This window comes from Olsenella sp. Marseille-P4559, from assembly GCF_900605015.1.
In the GTDB taxonomy this organism is placed as follows: Bacteria; Actinomycetota; Coriobacteriia; order Coriobacteriales; family Atopobiaceae; genus Tractidigestivibacter.
Genome location: NZ_LR027573.1, coordinates 51,255 through 73,367, shown reverse-complemented (window position 1 = coordinate 73,367; position 22,113 = coordinate 51,255). Strand labels below are relative to the sequence as shown.

At 63.5% G+C, this 22,113-nt stretch carries 19 protein-coding genes and 1 tRNA gene; 19 read left to right on the top strand and 1 reads right to left on the bottom strand.

What is annotated here, in order from left to right; genetic code table 11:
* The first annotated feature begins 161 nt into the window (after nucleotides 1-161).
* The 11 genes from rpmG to E0E00_RS00300 all read left to right on the top strand — a co-directional run bounded on the left by rpmG (nucleotide 162) and on the right by E0E00_RS00300 (nucleotide 13,366).
* Nucleotides 162-311, top strand: coding sequence for a 50S ribosomal protein L33 (rpmG, locus tag E0E00_RS00350; protein WP_032110555.1), 150 nt, complete (start codon nucleotides 162-164; stop codon nucleotides 309-311).
* A gap of 17 nt (nucleotides 312-328) precedes the next feature.
* A tRNA-Trp gene (locus tag E0E00_RS00345) sits at nucleotides 329-404 on the top strand.
* A 71-nt stretch (nucleotides 405-475) separates the two neighbouring features.
* Nucleotides 476-868, top strand: coding sequence for a preprotein translocase subunit SecE (gene secE / locus E0E00_RS00340; RefSeq protein ID WP_130810365.1), 393 nt, complete (start codon nucleotides 476-478; stop codon nucleotides 866-868).
* Nucleotides 869-872: 4 nt separating this feature from the next.
* On the top strand, nucleotides 873-1,424 hold the full coding sequence (nusG, locus tag E0E00_RS00335) for a transcription termination/antitermination protein NusG (RefSeq protein WP_130810362.1): 552 nt from the start codon (nucleotides 873-875) through the stop codon (nucleotides 1,422-1,424).
* Between the two features lie 91 nt (nucleotides 1,425-1,515).
* Complete coding sequence (gene rplK / locus E0E00_RS00330) at nucleotides 1,516-1,947, top strand: 50S ribosomal protein L11 (RefSeq protein ID WP_130810360.1); 432 nt, start codon at nucleotides 1,516-1,518, stop codon at nucleotides 1,945-1,947.
* A gap of 110 nt (nucleotides 1,948-2,057) precedes the next feature.
* Nucleotides 2,058-2,765 (top strand): 50S ribosomal protein L1, encoded by a 708-nt coding sequence (gene rplA / locus E0E00_RS00325; protein ID WP_130810358.1) that lies wholly within the window; start codon nucleotides 2,058-2,060, stop codon nucleotides 2,763-2,765.
* A 327-nt stretch (nucleotides 2,766-3,092) separates the two neighbouring features.
* Nucleotides 3,093-3,611: a 50S ribosomal protein L10 gene (gene rplJ / locus E0E00_RS00320; RefSeq protein ID WP_130810356.1), complete on the top strand. Its 519-nt coding sequence runs from the start codon at nucleotides 3,093-3,095 to the stop codon at nucleotides 3,609-3,611.
* 84 nt (nucleotides 3,612-3,695) lie between these two features.
* Complete coding sequence (gene rplL / locus E0E00_RS00315) at nucleotides 3,696-4,076, top strand: 50S ribosomal protein L7/L12 (protein ID WP_130810354.1); 381 nt, start codon at nucleotides 3,696-3,698, stop codon at nucleotides 4,074-4,076.
* 796 nt (nucleotides 4,077-4,872) lie between these two features.
* On the top strand, nucleotides 4,873-8,388 hold the full coding sequence (locus tag E0E00_RS00310; RefSeq protein ID WP_130810352.1) for a DNA-directed RNA polymerase subunit beta: 3,516 nt from the start codon (nucleotides 4,873-4,875) through the stop codon (nucleotides 8,386-8,388).
* Nucleotides 8,389-8,393: 5 nt separating this feature from the next.
* Nucleotides 8,394-12,839, top strand: a complete 4,446-nt coding sequence (locus E0E00_RS00305; protein WP_130810350.1) for a DNA-directed RNA polymerase subunit beta' — start codon at nucleotides 8,394-8,396, stop codon at nucleotides 12,837-12,839.
* A gap of 182 nt (nucleotides 12,840-13,021) precedes the next feature.
* Nucleotides 13,022-13,366, top strand: a complete 345-nt coding sequence (locus E0E00_RS00300) for a helix-turn-helix transcriptional regulator (RefSeq protein ID WP_130810348.1) — start codon at nucleotides 13,022-13,024, stop codon at nucleotides 13,364-13,366.
* 462 nt (nucleotides 13,367-13,828) lie between these two features.
* Here the strand turns inward: E0E00_RS00300 and E0E00_RS14815 are convergent, their stop codons facing one another.
* Nucleotides 13,829-14,119, bottom strand: coding sequence for a hypothetical protein (locus tag E0E00_RS14815; protein ID WP_242622069.1), 291 nt, complete (start codon nucleotides 14,117-14,119; stop codon nucleotides 13,829-13,831).
* Between E0E00_RS14815 and E0E00_RS00295 the strand changes: the two genes are divergently transcribed.
* From E0E00_RS00295 to E0E00_RS14195, 8 genes are all read left to right on the top strand, one after another.
* The gene (locus E0E00_RS00295; RefSeq protein ID WP_371683372.1) at nucleotides 14,009-15,820 is read left to right on the top strand and encodes a heavy metal translocating P-type ATPase; all 1,812 of its coding nucleotides are present in this window, start codon (nucleotides 14,009-14,011) and stop codon (nucleotides 15,818-15,820) included. The two genes, E0E00_RS14815 and E0E00_RS00295, sit on opposite strands and share 111 nt — an antisense overlap.
* A gap of 153 nt (nucleotides 15,821-15,973) precedes the next feature.
* Nucleotides 15,974-17,086, top strand: a complete 1,113-nt coding sequence (locus E0E00_RS00290) for a glycerol dehydrogenase (protein ID WP_130810344.1) — start codon at nucleotides 15,974-15,976, stop codon at nucleotides 17,084-17,086.
* Between the two features lie 259 nt (nucleotides 17,087-17,345).
* Entirely contained in the window at nucleotides 17,346-17,717 is a 372-nt protein-coding gene (rpsL, locus tag E0E00_RS00285) for a 30S ribosomal protein S12 (RefSeq protein WP_130810342.1), read from the top strand.
* Between the two features lie 45 nt (nucleotides 17,718-17,762).
* Complete coding sequence (rpsG, locus tag E0E00_RS00280; protein ID WP_130810339.1) at nucleotides 17,763-18,233, top strand: 30S ribosomal protein S7; 471 nt, start codon at nucleotides 17,763-17,765, stop codon at nucleotides 18,231-18,233.
* Between the two features lie 17 nt (nucleotides 18,234-18,250).
* On the top strand, nucleotides 18,251-20,347 hold the full coding sequence (gene fusA, locus E0E00_RS00275; protein ID WP_130810337.1) for an elongation factor G: 2,097 nt from the start codon (nucleotides 18,251-18,253) through the stop codon (nucleotides 20,345-20,347).
* Between the two features lie 40 nt (nucleotides 20,348-20,387).
* The gene (rpsJ, locus tag E0E00_RS00270; protein WP_130810335.1) at nucleotides 20,388-20,696 is read left to right on the top strand and encodes a 30S ribosomal protein S10; all 309 of its coding nucleotides are present in this window, start codon (nucleotides 20,388-20,390) and stop codon (nucleotides 20,694-20,696) included.
* Between the two features lie 817 nt (nucleotides 20,697-21,513).
* Nucleotides 21,514-21,690: a hypothetical protein gene (locus E0E00_RS14200; protein WP_165443469.1), complete on the top strand. Its 177-nt coding sequence runs from the start codon at nucleotides 21,514-21,516 to the stop codon at nucleotides 21,688-21,690.
* A 34-nt stretch (nucleotides 21,691-21,724) separates the two neighbouring features.
* Nucleotides 21,725-22,024, top strand: a complete 300-nt coding sequence (locus E0E00_RS14195) for a WXG100 family type VII secretion target (RefSeq protein WP_165443468.1) — start codon at nucleotides 21,725-21,727, stop codon at nucleotides 22,022-22,024.
* The last annotated feature ends 89 nt before the right edge of the window (nucleotides 22,025-22,113 follow it).

Genomic DNA, 22,113 nt, shown 5'->3' with positions numbered 1-22,113 from the left:
CAGCCCTCTCGGCCCCCTGGCGTTTCCATCGCATGGATGTTGTATGAGCAATGGCCTGCAAGGCGTTTTGGGTTGACAGGATACGTAAGTTGATGATAACGTACTCCACCGCGCCATCTTCGAGGATGGCCTCGAAGTGACATGGTGTCTCAGGAGGATTCATGCGCACACTTGTTACACTTGCATGCACCGAATGCAAGCGCCGCAACTACACCACGACCAAGAACAAGGCGAACACGCCTGACCGACTTGAGATGAAGAAGTATTGTCCGTGGTGCCGTAAGCACACGCTTCACCGCGAGACCCGCTAAACTGGGTGGGCCCACACACGCCAGTAGTTCAATTGGTAGAGCATCGGTCTCCAAAACCGAGTGTTGAGGGTTCGAGTCCTTCCTGGCGTGCCAGAATTTCCCACCGGCTTTCCCTTCGGGGTTAGCCGGTTTCCATGTAAGGCAAGCCTTTAGGAGTTGTGAGGATGGCGAACAAAGACAGGAACAAGAGGAGCGCCCGCAAGGCACGTGCCCAGAAGCGTGCTGAGCGCGAGGCCGCCCAGGCTGCCTCTGCTGCCTCCAACCCCAAGCAGACAGGGGGCCCGGCAAAGCGGGCCGCTGTCGTTGCCAAGGCTTCCGAGAAGCAGGACAAGCCTGCCAAGGCGAGCAACAAGAAGCCAGGGCTTGGCACGCGCATCAAGAACTATCTCGGTGCCGTACGCACCGAGATGAGGCGCGTGGTGTGGCCCTCGAGGGAAGAGCTGCGCAACTACTCCGTTGCCGTTATCGTCTCCCTCGTGGTCTTCGGCGTTGTGCTCTGGCTTGTCGACACCGGAATCGTGGCCGCGCTCGTCGGCTATACGAGTTTGGGGGAATAAGGCCATGGCTAAGCGCTGGTACGTTATCCACACGTATTCCGGATACGAGAACAAGGTCAAGACCGATCTCGAACACCGCATCGAGACCTATGGCATTGGTGACCAGGTCGTGGACATCCAGATCCCAACGGAGGAAGTCACCGAGGTCAAGGACGGCGGCAAGCGCGAGACCAAGGAGGCCAAGGTCTTCCCGGGCTATGTCCTCGTCCGCATGGAGGTCGACGACAACACCTGGGCGGTCGTGCGCAACACGCCCGGAGTTACGGGCTTTGTCGGTCTCGACGGCAAGCCTACGCCCCTGCGTCGCGATGAGTTCGACAAGATCATGAGGCGTAGCGGCGTCCGCGCGAGCGCTTCCGCTTCGGCGCCCAAGCGCACCTCGACCAACCTCGAGCCCGGCATGTCGGTGCGCGTGCTCTCTGGGCCGCTGGCAGACTTCGACGGGCAGGTCTCCGAGGTCAACGTCGAGTCTGGCAAGGTCAAGGTCATGCTCATGATCTTTGGTCGCGAGACCCCCGTCGAGCTCACACTCGATCAGATTTCGGTTATCAGCTAGGAACTTCTGGCAGGCCCTGTATCGGTGAGGATGGCTTCTCGGGCGCCTGCGTGAAGACAGATTGCAAGCACGCTCTCCAGGAGGATTCATCATGGCCAAGAAGAAGGTCACCCACTTCATCAAGCTCCAGATTCCGGCTGGTGCCGCCAACCCTGCGCCTCCCGTTGGCCCAGCCCTCAGTGCCGCCCAGGTCAACATCATGCAGTTCTGCCAGGCCTTCAACGCTGCCACCAAGGACAAGTCCGGCGACATCATCCCTGTCGAGATTACCGTCTACGAGGATCGCACGTTTGACTTCGTGACCAAGACCCCGCCTGCGGCTCATCTCATCAAGAAGGAGCTTGGCCTCAAGAGCGGCTCCGGCGTACCCCAGCGCGACAAGGTTGGCCAGCTCACCCAGGAGCAGCTCACCAAGATCGCCCAGATCAAGATGCCGGACCTCAACGCCAACGACCTCGAGGCCGCCAAGAAGATCGTCGCCGGCACCGCTCGCTCCATGGGCGTCACCATCGCCGAGGACTAACCCTACCACCTTTGGCACTACGCGCCCTGTAGGGGGCGCCTCTCAGGACGTGGCGCACCCGCGCCGACTATGTGGGAGGGCATGCGCCCGTTGACCACAGGAGGTATCACATGCCTAAGCACGGAAAGAACTACAAGGCCGCTGCCGCCAAAGTCGAGGCCGGCAAGGTCTACTCGCCCAAGGAGGCCATGACGCTTGCCAAGGAGCTCTCCTCCGCCAAGTTCGACGAGACCGTCGAGGTCGCCGTTCGCCTGGGCGTCGACACCCGAAAGGCCGACCAGAACATCCGCGGCTCCATCTCGCTGCCCAACGGAACCGGCAAGACCGTCCGCGTGGCCGTCTTCGCCGAGGGCGCCAAGGCCGCCGAGGCCGAGGCCGCTGGTGCCGACATCGTCGGCTCCGACGACCTCATCGAGGAGATCCAGAAGGGCAACATCAACTTCGATGCCGTTATCGCCACGCCCAACCTCATGGGCAAGGTCGGTCGCCTCGGCCGCATCCTCGGACCCCGTGGCCTCATGCCCAACCCCAAGCTTGGCACCGTGACCATGGACGTCGAGAAGATGGTCAAGGAACTCAAGGCTGGCCGCGTCGAGTACCGCGCCGACCGCTACGGCATCTGCCACGTCCCCATGGGCAAGGCGTCCTTCGACGTCAAGGCCCTTGTCGAGAACTACGGTGCCCTCATCACCGAGCTCGTTCGCGTTAAGCCGTCGAGCGCCAAGGGCAAGTACGTCAAGTCCATCACAATCTCCACCACCATGGGCCCTGGCATCAAGGTCGACACCACCAAGACGCGCGACTTCATGGAGGACTAGGCCTCGCGCGCATCCCGGAGTCATCGCCCCGCTCACCTGAGCGGGGCTTTTTGTGAGAACGCCGTGTCGTGAGCGTTTCCCTTGACGGGGCATGCCCCGCGTGCCAGAATACCCACTGCAGGTTTTTGCCTGCACCCATACATCGCACGTCCCGCTGCCAAAGACAGCCGGTGCCTACGGGCTCAAAGGGGAAACCCGCCTGCCGAGGTGGTCTCAGCTACGAATCCATGAGGCCCCGTTTGGCTGCGCCAAGCGGGGCCCTCTCATGCGGAGGGCCCGCCGCGTCGGCGGATCGTGCCCGGATACGTGTGAGAAGGAGGTGTTCACATGCCAGCACAGTCCAACATAGACATGCTCGAGAGGGTCAAGGGCTCCATCGAGGCTTCCAAGGGCCTTTTTGTCATCGACTACCGTGGTCTCACCGTCAAGGAGGCCCAGGAGCTCCGTCGCGCCCTGAGCGAGGCCGGCGCGCACATGAAGGTCTACAAGAACAACATCGTGCGCATCGCCCTCAGGGACGTCGAGATGCCCGACATTGACGATGTGCTCAAAGGCACCTGCGCCTACGTCTTCTACGAGAAGGACCCTGTCGAGGCCGCCAAGGTCTTGAAGCAGGAGGCCGACAAGCTCAAGAAGATGCAGATCCTGGGTGGCATCGTAGACAGCAAGGCCGTCTCGTCCGAGGAGGCCCTCGCGTACGCCGAGCTCCCGTCCCGCGACGAGCTTCTCGCCAAGCTCGTGTATGTCATCGGCAGCCCGCTCTCGGGTATTGCGCAGGTGTGCGCCGGTCCCGCCAGGGGCCTCGTCACCGCGCTCCAGGCGGTCTCCGAGAAGCAGGCCGCATAGCGCCTGTCCGCACCATCGGCACTTCCAGTACGACAAGACAATCCCGAGGGCACATAAGGTGCCCCGACATGAAGGAGAATTAGCATGGCTGCTACCAAGGAAGAGATCATCGAGGCCATCAAGGAGATGCCCGCCCTCGAGCTTTCCGAGCTCGTCCACGAGCTGGAGGACGTCTTCGGCGTGTCCGCCGCTGCCCCCGTTGCCGTTGCTGCCGCCCCTGCGGCTGGCGCTGCTGCTGCCGAGGAGGAGGAAAAGACCAACTTCGACGTCGAGCTGACCTCCTTCGGCTCCAACAAGATCGCCGTCATCAAGGTCGTCCGCGCCCTCACCAGCCTCGGCCTGAAGGAGGCCAAGGACAAGGTGGAGGCTGCCCCCGCCGTCCTTCTCGAGGGTGCCAAGAAGGAGGACGCCGAGGACGCCAAGAAGCAGCTCGAGGAGGCCGGCGCCACCGTCACCCTGAAGTAGCTTCGGGTCTCACGGACGCATCTCGTGCTCCATCGGGGGTCGGACCACGCGGTCCGGCCCCCTTCTTGTGGGCCGCCTCTCTTGGGGGTGGGCCCGGACATGGACATGGCGGGATTGGGCCATCGTGCGTACGCACAAGTGGGATTATTTGCCACGGGGAGTGCGTTTTCCCTGGTTAAGCTTGAACGTCTGGCAAATGTTGCTGGTTGTGCGTACGCACAAGGGCCGCTTGCTGCCAAGGCCTTCTCGCCCAACTGGGCAAACGCTGGAACCGCGTCAGAAAACCTACATCGTGCGTACGCACGACCGCGGATTATTGCCAGCCCGGTCACGTGGAGAGGCGAGAATGTCAGAAAACCTACGTTGTGCGTACGCACAAGGGCCGCTTGCTGCCAAGGCCTTCTCGCCCAACTGGGCAAACGCCGGGGTCATGTCAGAAAACCTACATCGTGCGTACGCACGACCGCGGATTATTGCCGGCCCGACCACGTGGAGAGGCGAGAACGTCAGATTTCCCAAGTCGTGCGTACGCACGACAAGGAATTCTCGCCCAACCGCGTTATGGATTGACGCGACTACCGGGGGCAACACGAGCAGCCATCGCATCCAGGGCTTCCCCACACGGTTCCTCCACACACGTCTCGTGGATTTTGCAGGAAACGCGTGAAAAACAAGAGAATCTAATAGAAAATGCAGGGCAAGTCAAGACTTTTCATTGACGAGAGACGTGCGCTTGGCTAGATTACTAGTTTGCGACAATTGCCGCCTTCCACCCTTTTGAAGGAGGAAAAGCCTGGTGTCTACCGCAAAGACTTCTCTTACTAAACCGCAAGTCACCCGTACGCGCAAGAGCTTTAGCAAAATCCCGTCTGCGATGGAGCTGCCCAACCTCATCTCCGTCCAGAGGGATTCGTTCAAGCACTTCATGACCGACGGTATCGCCGAGTCCTTTGCAGAGTTCTCTCCCATCGAAAACGCTGCGAGGACCATGCAGGTGGCCTTTGGTGAGCATCAGTTTGGCGACCCGTCCCACAGCCTGTCCGAGTGTCGCGCCAAGGACCTGTCCTACCAGGCACCCCTCTTCGTGGACGTGCGCTTCATCAACAAGGAGACCGGCGAGATCAAGGAGCAGCTCGTCTTCATGGGCGACTTCCCGCTCATGACCGACCGCGGCACCTTCATCATCAACGGCTCTGAGCGCGTTGTGGTCTCGCAGCTGGTCCGCTCGCCTGGCGTCTACTTTGCCGCCGAGATGGACTCTGGTGTCCTTGTCCACCGCGTCCAGTTCATCCCTGCGCGTGGCGCGTGGCTCGAGTTCGAGGTCGACAAGCGCGGTCACCTCGTGGCCTCCATCGACCGCAAGCGCCGCCAGAGCGCAACGTCGTTCCTGCGTGCCCTGGGCATCGCCGAGACGGACGACGAGATCCTCTCGCTTCTCGGTGACTCCGAGGTCGTGCGCTCGACCATCGAGCGCGACGTCGCCACCACCCGCGAGGACGCCCTCCTCGAGATCTACCGTCGCCAGCGCCCCGGCGAGCCCCCTACCGTGGACTCTGCCCGCTCGCTGCTCGACGGCCTCTACTTCAACCCGCAGCGCTACGACCTTGCCCGCGTTGGTCGCTACAAGGTCAACAAGAAGCTCGAGCTCGACGTTGACGCCAGCGAGCGCGTGATCACCAGCGAGGACATCGTGGCGGCCCTGCGCTACCTCCTGGCCCTCCACGCCGGCGACGACACGAAGCACACCGATGACATCGACCACTTTGGCAACCGTCGCGTGCGCACCGTGGGCGAGCTTGTCCAGAACCAGTTCCGCATTGGCATGAGCCGTATGGAGCGCGTTGTGCGTGAGCGCATGGCCTCCCAGGACGCCGATGACATCACGCCGCAGTCGCTCATCAACATTCGCCCGATCGTGGCCGCCATCAAGGAGTTCTACGGCTCCTCTCAGCTGTCGCAGTTCATGGACCAGTCCAACCCGCTTGCAGGCCTCACGCACAAGCGTCGTCTCTCGGCGCTTGGCCCTGGCGGCCTTGCTGGCCACAAGTCTGGCTCCAGCCGCCGCACCAACGTGCCTACGGCCGTCCGCGACGTTCACAACTCGCACTACTCCCGCATGTGTCCCATCGAGACACCCGAAGGCCCCAACATCGGCCTCATCGGTTCGCTGGCGGTCTATGCGCACGTGAACGACTACGGCTTCATCGAGTCGCCGTACCGCAAGGTCGTCGACGGCAAGGTCACCGACGAGATCGTGTGGATGACCGCCGACGAGGAGGAGAACCACAACATCGCGCCGGCCAACACCCCAGTTGACCCCAAGACGGGCCGTTTCGTGGTTGTCGACTCCAAGGGCAACATCACGGACCCCGATCGCATCATCGCCCGTACGCGCGACTTCGATGGCTCCTTCGGTGCCCCTGCGCAGGTCGAGGTTTCGAGCGTCGACTACATGGACGTCTCGCCTCGCCAGATGCTCTCCGTCGCCGCGAACCTCATCCCGTTCCTCGAGCACGACGATGCCAAGCGTACCCTCATGGGCGCAAACATGCAGCGTCAGGCCGTGCCCCTGATCCGTTCGTACGCCCCGTACGTGGGCACGGGCATGGAGGCTCGTGCAGCCCTGGACTCCGGCGAGGTCGTCCGCGCGGTCCACGCAGGCGTTGTCGACAAGGTCGACGCGGCCCACGTGACCGTCTACTCCGACGAGTACGGTGCCGAGGACTACGAGCTGCCCAAGTACCAGCGGTCCAATCAGAGCACCTGCATCAACCACCGTCCAATCGTGCACGTGGGCGATCGCGTCGAGGCTGGCCAGCCCCTGTCTGACGGCACCTCGATCGACCACTCCGAGCTTGCCCTCGGCGTCAACCTCACCGTGGCCTACATGCCGTGGGAGGGCTACAACTACGAGGACGGCATCATCGTCTCCGACCGCGTGGTGCAGAACGACCTGCTCACCTCGGTCAACATCTCCCGTCACGAGATCGACGCCCGCGACACCAAGCTCGGTCCCGAGGAGATCACCCGCGAGATCCCCAACCAGTCCGAGGAGATGCTCGCCAACCTCGACAATGACGGCATCATCCGCATCGGTGCCGAGGTTGGCCCTGGCGACATCCTGGTAGGCAAGGTCACGCCCAAGGGCGAGACGGCACTCACCGCCGAGGAGCGCCTGCTCCGTGCCATCTTTGGTGCCAAGGCCCACGACGTGCGCGACACCTCGCTCAAGATGCCCCATGGCGCCTACGGCCGCGTCGTCGACGTTGTGCGCTTTAGCCGCGAGGCCGGAGACGACCTCCAGCCCGGCGTGAACGAGCTCGTACGCGTCTTTGTCGCCCAGCGCCGCAAGATCCAGCAGGGCGATAAGATCTCTGGCCGTCACGGCAACAAGGGCGTTGTGTGCAAGGTGCTGCCCGTCGAGGATATGCCCTACATGGCCGATGGCACCCCCATCGACGTCCTCCTCGATCCGCTGGGTGTCCCGTCCCGCATGAACGTGGGGCAGCTGCTCGAGTGCCACCTTGGCTGGGGCGCCACCCACGGCTGGGATGACACCACGGCAGACTCCAAGACCTACGTGCCCGGCCCCATCCCCGTGGCTACGCCCGTCTTTGACGGCGCGACCGACAAGGAGGTCTCCGAGATCATCCGCCGCACCAACGTGAACCTCATGAACAAGGCCATGCTGGAGTACGGCAAGCACATGGACGCCGACTTCGTGCCACAGCTCAACGACCGTGGCAAGACCACGCTCTACGACGGCCGCACGGGCGAGGCGTTCAAGAACCCCATCACTGTGGGCACCTCTTACATCCTGAAGCTCGGCCACATGGTCGACGACAAGATCCATGCACGTTCGACCGGCCCCTACAGCCTCGTCACGCAGCAGCCCCTGGGCGGCAAGGCCCAGTTCGGCGGCCAGCGCTTCGGCGAGATGGAGGTTTGGGCCCTCTATGCCTACGGTGCGGCCAACGTCCTGCAGGAGATCCTCACGGTCAAGTCCGACGATACCAACGGCCGCGTCAAGACCTACGAGGCCATCGTCAAGGGTGAGAACGTGCCGTCCGCAGGCATCCCTGAGTCCTTCAAGGTCCTCGTCAAGGAGATGCGCTCGCTTGCGCTCGACATCGAGCCCATCTCCTACAGGAGGAAGGCCGAGCCCAAGGCCGAGGAGAGGCCCGCAGCAAAGGAGAACCCCGTCGACGTCTTCGCCAACATCAACACCACCGATGACCTCGTCAATGGCCTTGCCCGCGACCTCGGCGAGTCCGACGACCTCGTCGGCGACGCCAACAGCGATAAGGAGTAGCGACTGTGGCAGAATTCGATACCACCGACTTCGACGCTATCAAGATCTCGCTTGCCTCTGCAGATCAGATTCGCAGCTGGTCGCACGGCGAGGTCAAGAAGCCCGAGACCATCAACTACCGCACGCTCAAGCCCGAGAAGGATGGCCTGTTCTGCGAGAAGATCTTCGGTCCCGTGAAGGACTGGGAGTGCGCCTGCGGCAAGTACAAGGGCATCCGCTTCAAGGGCATCGTCTGCGAGCGCTGCGGTGTCGAGGTGACCACCGCCAAGGTGCGCCGCGAGCGTATGGGCCACATCGAGCTTGCTGCGCCCGTGAGCCACATCTGGTACTTCAAGAGCCCTGCGAGCTTCCCCATGTCCCGCCTGCTCGACATGAAGAGCAAGGATCTGGAGAAGGTCCTCTACTTCGCGAGCTACGTGATCACCGACGTCGACACCGAGGCCCGCGAGGCCGATGCCGACGACCTCAGGGAGGAGCTGGCTGCAGACCTCGAGGAGCTCGACGCCGAGCGTGACGACCAGATCGGGCGCCTGAAGGAGCAGGGCCAGGCCTCCGGTGACGAGTTCGACGACGTCGAGCCCATCTCCGCGGACGAGGTCCGCGCCGGCATCGCCGACCTCGAGGAGGAGTACGAGGAGGAGAAAGCGCTCCGCCGCGAGGCCTACGAGCAGTTCACGCAGCTCGAGAAGCGCCAGCTCATCTCCGACGAGGCGCTCTTCTCCGAGCTCAAGCGCCACTACGGCATCTACTTCAAGGGTGGCATGGGCGCCGAGGCCGTCCGCGAGCTGCTTCGCGGCATCGACCTCGAGAAGGAGGCCAAGGAGCTCCGTGCCATCATCGCCTCCGACGAGTCCCAGAAGCAGAAGCGCGAGAAGGCGATCAAGCGCCTCGAGATCGTTGACGCCTTCCTTAAGGGCGGCAACGACCCCTCCAACATGGTCCTCGACGTCATCCCCGTGATTCCACCCGACCTGCGCCCCATGGTGCAGCTCGACGGCGGCCGCTTTGCTGCGTCCGACCTGAACGACCTCTACCGTCGCGTGATCAACCGCAACAACCGCCTCAAGCGCCTGCTCGACCTCGACGCTCCCGCGATCATCGTGAACAACGAGAAGCGCATGCTCCAGGAGTCCGTCGACGCCCTCTTCGACAACGGCCGTCGCGGCCGCCCCGTCACCGGTCGTGGCGGACGCCCGCTCAAGTCGCTTGCCGAGGCCCTGAAGGGCAAGCAGGGTCGCTTCCGCCAGAACCTCCTGGGCAAGCGTGTCGACTACTCTGGCCGTTCGGTCATCGTCGTCGACCCGCACCTGAAGCTGCACCAGTGCGGCCTGCCCTCGGCCATGGCGCTCGAGCTCTTCAAGCCCTTCGTGATGCGCCGCCTGGTCGAGCTTGGCAAGGTCGAGAACATCAAGGGTGCCAAGCGCGCCATCGACCGCGGCATGCCTGCCGTCTGGGACGTGCTCGACGAGGTCATCCAGGATCGTCTCGTGCTTCTCAACCGTGCCCCCACGCTGCACCGCCTGTCCATCCAGGCATTCGAGTCCGTCCTTGTCGAGGGCAAGGCAATCCACCTGCACCCGCTGGTGTGCGCTCCCTTCAACGCCGACTTTGACGGCGACCAGATGTCGGTCCACGTGCCCCTCTCCACACAGGCGCAGACCGAGGCCCGCGTGCTCATGCTCTCCACCAACAACCTGAGAAAGCCCGCCTCTGGCGAGGTCGTCACCGTGCCGTCGCAGGACATGGTCTTTGGCACCTACTTCCTCACCACTGCCAAGGACGGTGCCGAGGGCGAGGGCCGCGTCTTCGCTGGCTTCGACGACGCCATTCTCGCCTTCTGCAATCACAACAACCTGGACATCCAGGCCAGCATCAAGGTTCGCGTGAGGGCCCAGGACGCCAACGTGGTCGAGAACGGCCGCAGGATCTTCCGCACCTATGACAGGTGGAACAGCCCCGTGGACTACGACGTCACCGACCGTTCGATGCGCATCGAGACCACCATTGGCCGCGTCCTCTTTAACACGCGCTGCCTGCCTGCGGATTACCCCTTCATCAACTACAAGATGAGCAAGGGTGACATCGAGAACCTCGTGAACGACGCTTGCGACCGTTACAGCACGGCCGATGTCGAGCCCATCCTTGACGCCATCAAGGAGACCGGCTTCCACTACGCCACCATGGCCGGCCTTACCGTCTCGGTGTGGGATGCCGTCATTCCTCCCGAGAAGCAGGAGATGCTTGACGAGGCCCAGGGAAAGGTCGACGAGATCAACGAGTACTACGAGGACGGCTTCCTCTCCGAGAGGGAGCGCCACGTCGAGGTCGTTAACGCGTGGACCGAGTGCACCAACGAGCTTGGCTCCAAGATGCTCGAGGGCTTCGCCGAGGACAACCCCATCTACATGATGGCCGACTCCGGTGCCCGTGGTTCCAAGACGCAGCTTCGTCAGCTCGCCGGCATGCGAGGCCTCATGGCCGATATGTCCGGTGACACCATCGACCTGCCCATCAAGGCAAACTTCCGCGAGGGTCTGCTCCCGCTCGAGTACTTCATCTCAACCTATGGCGCCCGTAAGGGCCTCGTGGACACGGCTTCCCACACGTCCGACTCCGGCTACCTCACGCGCCGCCTGGTCGACGTGGCCCAGGACGTCATTGTCCGCGAGGAGGACTGTGGCACCGACGAGGCCGTCACCTACCCGCTGACCAAGCCGGGCGAGAACGACGTGGACGGTGACCTGATCGGCCGCTGTGCGCTCAACGACATTGTCGACCCCGCCACCGGTGAGGTCCTCATCCCGCGTGACGGCTACATCGAGTCCAAGGATGACCTCAAGATGCTCGTTGCCCACGGGCTCAAGAAGGTCCAGCTGAGGGCGCTGCTCACCTGCAAGTCCAAGTACGGCGTCTGCCAGAAGTGCTACGGCTGGGACCTCTCGACCCGTCGTCCCGTCAACATCGGCACCGCCGTCGGCATCATTGCCGCGCAGTCCATCGGCGAGCCGGGCACCCAGCTTACGATGCGTACGATCCACTCCGGTGGCGTCGCTGGCGCTGACGACATCACGCAGGGCCTCCCCACGGTCGCCCGCATGTTCGACGTCGTCGGCAACGTCAACGAGAAGATCCTCGGCCGCGAGGCAGATCTCGCTCCCATCTCCGGCACCCTGCTCATCACGCCTGAGCAGACCGAGTACCTCATCCGCATCGTCGACTCCGATGACAACTCCCGCATCCTCGAGGAGTGGCGCATTCCCGCGTCCGCACGCTTCATGCCGGGCATGGAGGACGGTGCCGAGGTTCGTGCCGGCGACCAGATCACCCGCGGCTTCGTGAACTTCCGCAAGCTGCGCAAGCTCACCGACATCGAGTCGACGATGCACACCTTCGTCGCCTCCGTCAAGGATGTCTACACCTCCCAGGGCGTTGACCTCAACGACAAGCACATCGAGGTCATCGCTCGCCAGATGCTGCGTCGTGTCCAGGTGACCAACCCCGGTGACTCCCAGTACCTGCTTGGCCAGTACGTTGACCGCTACGTCTTTGCTGACACGGTGCGCAACGTTGCCCTGGCTGGTGGCACTCCGCCCGAGGCGGAGCCCGTCATCCTCGGCACGCTCAAGGTTGCGAGCTCCATCGACTCCTGGCTCTCCAGCGCGTCGTTCATCCGCACCGCTGGCGTGCTCACCGACTCCTCCATTGCCGGCGACATGGACCACCTGCTTGACCTCAAGTCCAACGTCATCGTGGGCAAGCAGATCCCTGCCGGTACCGGTCTTTCCGCATACCGGGGCGTCGAGCTCACCTACCACGGCACCAAGATCGACGGTCCCACCTCCCCGCAGGCGCAGAGCCTGCCCGAGTGGGCGCCCGACGAGCTCAAGGACATCGAGGAGAAGCTTCCCAAGCAGCTTGACTGGGTGGGTGACGACTACGGCTACGGTGGGGTCTACTCGAAGAACGGCCGCACGCTCTCCAGCGAGGACGCAAAGCTCTACCTCTTCGACGACCTTGGCGTCTCGCAGCGCTGGACCAACAAGTTCAGCGAGGTGGGCATCGAGACCGTGGGTGACCTTATCGGCAAGACCGAGGACGACCTGCTGCGCATTGACGGCATTGGCGCCAAGGCAATCGAGGAGCTCCGCGACGGCCTCGAGGCGCGCAACCTGCTCTACATCCTCGAGCCGGATGATGACGAGGCGGATTCCGAGGACCTCTCGCAGCTCCTCAACATGGTCTTCTCGCCCGATTCCGACCCCGACATCATGCTGGGCACCGCGGCTCCCGCCAAGCACCACTACGACGACGAGCTTATCGGCGGCTCCTCCGACGCGCAGGCCAACGACTCCGATGTCATCAACGAGGACCTGGGCTCTCTCGACGACCTGCTCTCCCAGGTAGTCAAGCAGGAAAGCTCCTCTGACGACAGCGACGAGGACGACGAGTAGCTCACGCACGGACTCATGCAGCGCGCGGGCGCTCCGACGGAACTGCTGGGCCCCGGCTTTGCGCCGGGGCCCTTTCTCGTAGGCACTGGTCGGTGCGGGCGGCAGGTGGGTGCCCGAGCGGGTACCATGACCTGGATGGAATGTTGGCTCTATTCTCGCCGCCTTGACGATGGGGAGGACCTATGGATCAGACGTGCTCGAGGGACCTTCTCGACGAGTACCTCTCTAACGATGACGTGGTCTATGACGCCACGCAAATTTTTGATGCGCTTTCGGACCTGACCCGCTTTCGCATCCTGGGCGCGCTTTCGCTTGGCGAGAAGAGCGTCTCTGACCTTGAGGAGATATGTGCCGTTTCGCAGTCGGCAATCTCGCACCAGCTGCGGCTGCTGCGCGATCGCGGCCTGGTGACTGCCCGCCGCGTCGGGCACCGGGTGATCTACTCGCTTGCCGACGAGCACGTGACAGCGCTCATCTCGGTTGGCCTTCAACACGCGGCGGAGCCCGTGCGGGCGAGCGAGGAGTAGGGCATCGGCGCCCGTGCCGCTATGGCGCCGGTGACAAGCCGTCCGTCGCGGCCGCCGGTGACAAACCGCGGGGAATCGCCGTTTAGCCTGGCCTAACCGTTCGGGATTTGCGGCCACCGCCGCCAATGGCGGCCGCAGAGGCCTTCTTGCGGTAGGAGAGTGAAAAAACTCGCCCTACGGCGTCAGGGGCTGGTGGCCGGGCGATTCCACCGTAAGTCGCGCCCCAAAGACCCACGGGTCGATCGCGCGTGGGTTGACCCCTCCCAGTCGCCATGGTATTGTGTATATGAACACGTGCTCATGTGTTCACTATAATTGGTAATGGGCCGCAGGCGAGAGGCGAAGGCCGATGCGAGAAGGCCGCTGCACGCCGATAGGTGCGTGCCGGCCTGCAAGCGGTGGGTGCCTCGGTCTCGCAGAACAATGGGCCAGGACCGGACGACGGAGGGTCTCATGTCTTGCTCATGCTGCCATCACCACGACGATGACGACGAGAAGAAGGCGCCCCGCACACTGGGTGAAGCAGAGGCCGAGAGGGAAGGGGCGGCCGAAGCGGATGACGGGGACGAAGGCGACGAGGACCCGGCGGCCCTCAAGCGTCACATCATCGTTGCCGCAGGCCTTCTCCTCGCTGCGCTCGTCATCCAGCACGCGACCAATCCCCCGCTTTGGGCGCAGCTCCTGCTCTATCTGCCATCCTACGTGGTTGCGGGAGGCAGCGTGGTTGCAGAGGCAGCGGAATCCATCGCCCATGGGCACCCCTTTGACGAGGACTTCCTGATGTCGGTCGCCACGATTGGCGCCCTGCTCATCGGCTTTGTCCCAGGCGGAGAGCCCCAGTTTGCCGAGGCCGTCTTCGTCATGCTCTTCTTCCAGGTGGGCGAGCTCTTTGAGGGCATCGCCGAGGGCAACTCCCAGCGCTCGATCAAGGAGCTCCTGGACATCCGTCCGGATGTCGCAAACGTGGAGCGTGGCGGGGAAGTGGCGGTGGTCGACCCGGCAACCGTGCAGACGGGGGAGACCATCCTCGTGCGCCCCGGCGAGAAGGTCCCCCTCGACGGCACTGTCATCGAGGGCAGCTCGACTCTCGACACGCGCGCCATCACCGGCGAGTCTGTCCCACGCTCTGTCGCTGTTGGCGAGGACGCGTTCTCTGGCTGCGTGAACCTCTCGGGAGTCCTTCGCCTGCGCGTGACCAAGCCTTTTAGCGAGTCCATGGCCAGCAAGATCATCGACCTGGTCAAGAATGCGGGAGCCAACAAGTCACACTCCGAGAAGTTCATCAAGCGTTTTGCCCGGGCCTATACACCCATCGTGGTCTACCTGGCGATTGCCGTGGCCGTTGTTCCCCCTCTCGTCTCGGGCGACTTCGCGGGCAGCTTTGCCACATGGCTCTTGCGCGCACTCACCTTCCTAATCGTCTCGTGCCCCTGCGCGCTGGTCCTCGCGGTGCCCCTCACGTTCTTTGGGGGCATCGGTGGCGCCTCCAAGCAGGGCATCCTGGTGAAGGGCTCCAACTACCTCGAGACCTTGGCCAAAGTCCAGACCGTGGTCTTCGACAAGACCGGCACCCTTACCAAGGGCGTCTTCAAGGTCACCACGGTCCACCCGTCCCGCCTGAGCGAGGAGCAGGTCCTCCACCTTGCTGCCCATGTCGAGCGCAACTCGACCCACCCCATCGCCTCGGCGCTCCGTGACGCCTATCCGAGCGACCACGATGGCTGCACCGTGACAGACGTCACCGAGGAGGCCGGACGCGGCGTGCTCGCAACCGTGAACGGGCATCGCGTGGCCGTTGGCAACAATCGCCTGATGGACGAGGTGGATGCCGCATGGGAGGGGTGCCACGCCGCTGGCGGCACCGTCGTGCACGTGGCCATAGACGGCGAGTACGTCGGCCATGTCCACATCTCCGACGAGGTCAAGGACGACGCGCGGGAGGCGGTCGCAAGCATCAAGGCCGAGGGGGTCGGCCGCTGCGTGATGCTCACAGGGGACCGCGAGGATGCCGCTGCCGCGGTTGCCCGCGGGCTCGCGCTCGACGAGTACTACGCCGAGCTTCTCCCGGCTGGCAAGGTCGAGCAGGTCGAGCGCCTTCTTGGGGAGCGCGAGGGCAAGGCGACCCTCGCCTTTGTGGGAGACGGCATCAACGATGCGCCGGTCCTCGCCCGGGCCGACGTGGGCATCGCCATGGGCGCCATGGGGTCTGACGCCGCAATCGAGGCGGCCGACGTCGTCCTCATGGACGACAGGCCCTCGAAGATCGCCGTGGCCATCCGCATCGCTCGCCGCACGCTTCGCATTGCGCACGAGAACATCGTCTTTGCCATTGCGGTCAAGGTCGCCATTCTCTGCCTGGCGGTGGTGGGGCTCGCGCCCATGTGGCTCGCCGTCTTTGGCGACGTGGGGGTCATGGTGCTCTGCGTCCTCAACGCAATGCGCGCGCTGCGGTAGTCGGGGCAGGCCCGCGCGGCATGCCGCTTGCCTTTCTCTCTCGGCCGCGCCAGGGGATTCGGTGGACGGCGGTCAGGCGGCCTGTCGCGAACGATAGAATCTAGTGCATGCATGCCGGGGACCTCCCGGTGCGGGCTGACAAGGAGGAGCGCAATGAAGCTGCTGCGCGCAATGCGAGAGCCACTGAAGTACGTCCAGGGGAAGGGCGCCCTGCTCAAGTTCAAAGACGAGATGGGCTACATGGGCAAGCGCTGGCTCTTCGTCTGTTCGAGGAGCGGCTACAGGGCCTGTCATGACCAGATCGAGCAGAGCTTTGGTGACGCGGACGACTTCCGTCGCTACGAGGTCTTCGGCGGCATCTCGAGCAAGGGCGAGATAGCCAAGATGCAGGCCATAGTCGAGCAGGACGGCATCGATGCCGTTGTCGCCGTCGGCGGCGGTTCCGCTGTCGATACGGCCAAGGCAACGGCGTTCTACACCGGCAAGCATGTGGTTATCATCCCGACCGTCGCCGCAACCGACGCGCCCTGCACGGGCCTCTCGGTCATCTACAACGACGACGGCAGCTTCGACAAGTACCTCTTCTACCCCACGAACCCCGATGCGGTCATGGTCGACTCCCAGGTCATAGCGGACGCTCCCGTCCGCTTCCTCGTGGCGGGCATGGGCGACGCCCTTGGCACGTACTTCGAGGGTCGCGCCTCGCTGCGCACCGAGTCGCCTAGCCTGGAGGGCACGGGCATCACGCGCGCCGGCATGGTGCTGGCCAAGCTTTGCTACCAGACGCTTCGCGACTATGGCACCCAGGCGCTTGCCGCATGCGAGAAGCACGTGGTGACGCCTGCCCTCGACGCAATCATCGAGGCGAACGTCTACCTGTCCGGCGTTGGCGCGGACAACGTCAACTGCGCGGCGGCCCACTCGTTCTACAACGGGCTCACCTCTCTCGGCGGCCATAGCGCGCCACACGGCAGCTGCGTCGCGTTCGGAACGCTGGTGCAGCTTACGCTTGAGGGGGCCACTGAGGAGGAGTTCCTCGACGTGCAGGAGTTCTGCCTCGAAGTGGGGCTTCCCGTCACGCTCTTTGAGCTTGGCATCACGACGGATGACGAGATCCGCACCATCGCAAAGAATGCCTGCGTCCCGGGCGAGACGATCCACAACCTCGCCGGCGACGTCACCCCGGATGAGCTCTATGCGGCCATCGTGGCGACCGACGCCATCGGTCGCTCGGCTCTGGGCTTGGACGACGAGGACGAAGGGTAGCCCTTCTCGCGAGCCCTGTGGGGTGCGACAGGCAAAGCCAAACGGCGGGAGCGTTGCGAAGGCGGCGCCCCCGCCGTTCTTTGTTTGCGCCCTTTGCGTGTGCGTCACATGGAGAAGAGATACGCCCGGTACCGTGGCTTTTTGACAACTGCGGTGAGCGCGCGTAACGTATCTCCTCGCGCCAATCCAGGGGTGACGGTGCTGCGCTGCCCTTAAGATTCGTGTACACGCACGTAGATAGGTATAGAAGGAGAGAACTTTGCCTACCATCAACCAGCTCGTCCGCAACGGCCGCGTGAGCGCCAAGGCCAAGTCCAAGAACGCCGCGCTCCAGCACAACCCCCAGAAGCGCGGAGTCTGCACCCGCGTCTTCACCACTACGCCCAAGAAGCCCAACTCCGCCCTCCGCAAGGTCGCCCGCGTGCGCCTCGTGAACGGCATCGAGGTCACCGCCTACATCCCTGGCGAGGGCCACAACCTCCAGGAGCACTCCATCGTGCTCGTCCGTGGCGGCCGCGTGCGTGACCTCCCCGGTGTTCGCTACAAGATCGTCCGTGGCGCCTATGACTGCGCTGCCGTCCAGAACCGCAAGAAGGCCCGTTCCCGCTACGGTGCCAAGCGCGGCAAGTAAGCCACCACAAGCAACGCAAGCAAACCGTTCTAGGGAGATACAAACATGCCGCGTCGTGCAGCAGCAGTGCGTCGTGAGGTCCAGCCTGACGCCGTCTACAACAACCGTCTCGTGACCCAGCTCATCAACAAGGTCCTTCTCGATGGCAAGAGGGCCACCGCCGAGCGTATCGTCTACAGCGCCTTCAACATGGTTGCCGAGAAGACCGGCGAGGACCCCCTCTCCGTCTTCAAGAAGGCCATGGACAACATCCGTCCCACGCTTGAGGTCAAGCCCAAGCGTGTCGGTGGCGCCACCTACCAGGTGCCCATGGAGGTCAACTCCCGTCGCGCAACCACCCTGGCCATCCGCTGGCTCGTGAACTTCTCGCGCGCACGCAAGGAGAAGACCATGGCCGAGCGCCTCTCCAACGAGATCATGGACGCCGCCAACGGCGTGGGCGCCTCCGTCAAGCGCCGCGAGGACCTCTACAAGATGGCCGAGGCCAACCGCGCGTTCTCTCACTACCGCTTCTAGTCCGGGGGCAGCAGCATATGGCAAAGATGAAGTACAGGCTCGAAGACCTGCGAAACATCGGCATCATGGCCCACATCGATGCCGGCAAGACCACTACCACCGAGCGCATCCTCTACTACACCGGCAAGACCCACAAGATCGGCGAGGTCCACGACGGTGCAGCCACGATGGACTGGATGCCGCAGGAGCAAGAGCGTGGCGTGACCATCACCTCTGCGGCCACCACGTGCTTCTGGAAGGACCACGTCATCCAGATCATCGATACCCCGGGCCACGTGGACTTCACGGCCGAGGTCGAGCGCTGCCTGCGCGTCCTCGACGGTGCCGTCGCCGTGTTCGACGCCGTTGCCGGCGTCCAGCCCCAGTCCGAGACCGTGTGGCGTCAGGCGGCCAAGTACAACGTCCCCCGCATCGCCTTCATCAACAAGTTCGACCGCGTTGGCGCCGACTTCTTCCACGCCATCGACACCATGAAGGAGCGCCTCTCCGCCCCCGCCGTGGCCGCACAGATCCCCATGGGCTCCGAGTCCAACTTCTGGGGTCTTGTCGACCTGGTCACGATGACAGCGTGGGACTTCAAGGAGGACGCCAAGGGCATGATCTATCCGGAGCCCATGGACGCCATCCCTGACGAGTTCGTTGACCTTGCCCAGGAGAAGCGCGAGGAGCTGCTCGACGCTGCGTCGAACTTCTCCGACGAGCTCATGGAGGCCGTCCTTGAGGAAGGGGACGTCCCTGTCGACCTTCTCAAGGCTGCAATCCGCAAGGGCGTCATCGCCAACGAGCTCAACCCCGTCTTCGTGGGCTCTGCCTACAAGAACAAGGGCATCCAGGAGCTCCTCGACGCCGTCGTGGACTACCTGCCCAGCCCGCTGGACGTTCCCGAGATTGATGGCAAGAACCTCAAGGGCGAGCCCGAGGCCCGCCACGCGGACCCCAAGGAGCCCTTCTCGGCCCTCGCCTTCAAGATCATGACCGACCCATACGTGGGCAAGCTCACCTACATCCGCGTGTACTCTGGCCAGGCGGAGGCAGGCTCCTACGTCTACAACTCCGTCAAGGACTCCAAGGAGCGCCTTGGCCGCATCCTCGAGATGAACGCCAACGACCGCGTCGACCGCGAGGAGTGCTCCGCCGGCGACATCGTCGCGTGCGTCGGCCTCAAGAACACCCAGACCGGTGACACCCTCTGCGACGAGCGCAAGCCCGTCATCCTCGAGTCCATCAAGTTCGCCGACCCCGTCATCGACGTTGCCGTCGAGCCCAAGACCAAGGCCGAGCAGGAGAAGATGTCCGTTGGCCTCGCCAAGCTGGCCGAGGAGGACCCGACCTTCCGGGTCCACACCGACCAGGAGACCGGCCAGACCATCATCGCCGGCATGGGCGAGCTGCACCTCGAGATCATCGTCGACCGCCTGCGCCGCGAGTTCAAGGTCGACTGCAACGTGGGCAAGCCCCAGGTTGCCTACCGTGAGACCGCCGGTCACGCCGTGAGCCACGCTGAGGGCAAGTTTGTCCGCCAGTCCGGTGGCCGCGGCCAGTATGGTCACGCGGTCATCGACATGGAGCCCAACGAGGAGGGCAAGGGCTACGAGTTCGTCAACGCCATCGTCGGCGGCGTCGTGCCCAAGGAGTACATCCCCTCGATCGACAAGGGCATCCAGGAGGCCCTGGATAGCGGCGTCATCGCCGGCTACCCTGTGGTCGACATCAAGGTGACCCTCGTCGATGGCTCCTACCACGAGGTCGACTCCTCCGAGGCCGCCTTCAAGATCGCCGGCTCCATGGCGATCAAGGACGCCCTCAGGAAGTCCGACCCCGTCCTTCTCGAGCCCATCGAGGAGGTCGAGGTTGAGACCCCCGAGCAGTACATGGGCGATGTCATGGGCAACCTGTCCTCCCGCCGCGGCAAGATCGAGGGCATGGATGACCGCAAGGACACCAAGGTCATTCGCGCCAAGGTGCCCCTGGGCGAGATGTTTGGCTACGCTACCGACCTCCGCTCTCAGACGCAGGGTCGCGCGAGCTACACCATGCAGTTCAGCGCTTACGAGCCCGTTCCGAAGGCCGTTCGCGACGAGATCGTCGCCAAGGCCGGCGGCACCGCTTCCTAGTTAACGACCACGAGCGATAGCTCACTTACGGAGGTTTACAGTGTCAAGCCAGAAGATCAGGATCCGCCTCAAGGGCTACGATCACGAGGTCGTCGACCAGTCCGCCAAGCTCATCGTGGACACCGCGCAGAAGACCGGCGCCCGCGTGGCCGGCCCCATCCCCCTGCCCACCGAGCGCAACCTCTATACGGTCATCCGCTCGCCCCACAAGGACAAGGACTCCCGCGAGCAGTTCGAGATGCTCACCCACAAGCGCCTCATCGACATCCTCGACCCCAGCAGCTCCACCGTCGACTCGCTCATGCGCCTCGACCTTCCTGCGGGCGTTGACATCGAGATCAAGCTCTAGCCCTACGGCTTTATCGCAGGCGATGGCCCCGTCTCCGGCTGGAGGCGGGGCACTTTCTCAACCCGTGATCTCTCGACGGTTGGGTGGGGCTGGCCGTCCGGGACTTGCGGGGCGGGCGCCAACCCGCGGAATCCCGGCGGTTGGGCACGGCTAAGCGTCCGCGATTTCCGTTGCCGCAGGTTAAGCGGCGAGAAGTCACGAGAGGGGCCGGCCGCACGGGTGGCCCCGGCAGAAACCCTCGGTCGTGCGTACGCACGAACCGGGGTTGCTGCCAGATCCGGCCTTCGGGAGCGCCCCGCTGGCGCAAAGCCGGCATCGTGCGTACGCACGAGCCGCACTCGCTGCCACGGGCCTCCCGCCCAACTGGGCAAGCGCCGCCCGCCTGTCAAAGCCAACGGGTCGTGCGTACGCACCACCCGGATCTCCCGCCAGCAGGGGCGGGCCTGCGGCGCGGCTGCGGCCTCGCGTTCCCGCCCCCCTGCCGGGGGCCCTGTCGCTATCATCTTGCTTATCCGAGACCCCATCGGTCAATCTTGACAGGTAGGCTCTTTGGTTGGTCATATCGATTCGTACCGTTCACATAGACTAGCCCACAGCGCGTCGTGGACGTTCCCTTGGAGTTAGAATAATCCTACTTCTGTCGGAGGGAGATGGGTACATGGCCTGCAGATGCGCTGATATCGCAAAGATCCAGACAGATCAACGGCTGCTGTCAACAGCACGGGGAAAGTTGAGCAGGCTTGACTCAGTTGCGAGTGATATAGAGTCGGCAACAGAGAGCCTTGCTAGTGCGATTGCAAGCGCTGCCGGGGTCTCTATGGGTAGTGTAACGGCGGATCTCTACTCGTCGGATGTGCGCGATGAGCGCAGTCAGCTTGCAACGGCGATTGGCAATGCCCAGGAAGGGCTCGCCTACATGCTTGCTGCCTATAGAGCCGAGGACGAGGACTACCATCTGGAGCAAGAGAAGAAACTGCGCCAACCCCTTGAATAGACGCTGTTGTGAAAGGATATGGGAGGTACTTCGCATGTCCGATACGATCGTCGTCAATCATGCTGCACTGGGCGGTGTTTCAGGCTCATTGAGCTCCCTTTCTAGCGAGATGGACGGACAGGCCGAAAGTCTGGAAGCAGCGTCTGACGCCCTGCTCAGTGCCTGGGAAGGAGACGGCCGCGATGCCTTCTCCACCGTTGCCGATTCGATTCTCTCATTCGTGCGTGAGGTGAGCGTGATCCTTGAGGCCGAGGGCAAATCTGTCTCCGCGTCAGATGAGATGTATAGCGACGTCGATAACGAGGCGGCATCGTCCATATCGTCGGGTGATTAGGAGTCCGAGCATGTCCATTAAGCTGACGATAAGTGCATGCTCTGATGCGGCCAGCGAGTACTCCTCTGTGGCGGAGGCCATTACCGAAC

Coding starts and splice junctions, on each gene's coding strand:
- rplA (WP_130810358.1), top strand. CDS start 2,058: ATGCCTAAGCACGGAAAGAACTACAAGGCCGCTGCCGCCAAAGTCGAG.
- E0E00_RS14815 (WP_242622069.1), bottom strand. CDS start 14,119: ATGGGCGATGGATTCCGCTGCCTCTGCAACCACGCTGCCTCCCGCAAC.
- rpsG (WP_130810339.1), top strand. CDS start 17,763: ATGCCGCGTCGTGCAGCAGCAGTGCGTCGTGAGGTCCAGCCTGACGCC.
- nusG (WP_130810362.1), top strand. CDS start 873: ATGGCTAAGCGCTGGTACGTTATCCACACGTATTCCGGATACGAGAAC.
- rplJ (WP_130810356.1), top strand. CDS start 3,093: ATGCCAGCACAGTCCAACATAGACATGCTCGAGAGGGTCAAGGGCTCC.
- fusA (WP_130810337.1), top strand. CDS start 18,251: ATGGCAAAGATGAAGTACAGGCTCGAAGACCTGCGAAACATCGGCATC.
- E0E00_RS14200 (WP_165443469.1), top strand. CDS start 21,514: ATGGGTAGTGTAACGGCGGATCTCTACTCGTCGGATGTGCGCGATGAG.
- rplL (WP_130810354.1), top strand. CDS start 3,696: ATGGCTGCTACCAAGGAAGAGATCATCGAGGCCATCAAGGAGATGCCC.
- rplK (WP_130810360.1), top strand. CDS start 1,516: ATGGCCAAGAAGAAGGTCACCCACTTCATCAAGCTCCAGATTCCGGCT.
- rpmG (WP_032110555.1), top strand. CDS start 162: ATGCGCACACTTGTTACACTTGCATGCACCGAATGCAAGCGCCGCAAC.
- E0E00_RS00290 (WP_130810344.1), top strand. CDS start 15,974: ATGAAGCTGCTGCGCGCAATGCGAGAGCCACTGAAGTACGTCCAGGGG.
- E0E00_RS14195 (WP_165443468.1), top strand. CDS start 21,725: ATGTCCGATACGATCGTCGTCAATCATGCTGCACTGGGCGGTGTTTCA.
- E0E00_RS00300 (WP_130810348.1), top strand. CDS start 13,022: ATGGATCAGACGTGCTCGAGGGACCTTCTCGACGAGTACCTCTCTAAC.
- secE (WP_130810365.1), top strand. CDS start 476: ATGGCGAACAAAGACAGGAACAAGAGGAGCGCCCGCAAGGCACGTGCC.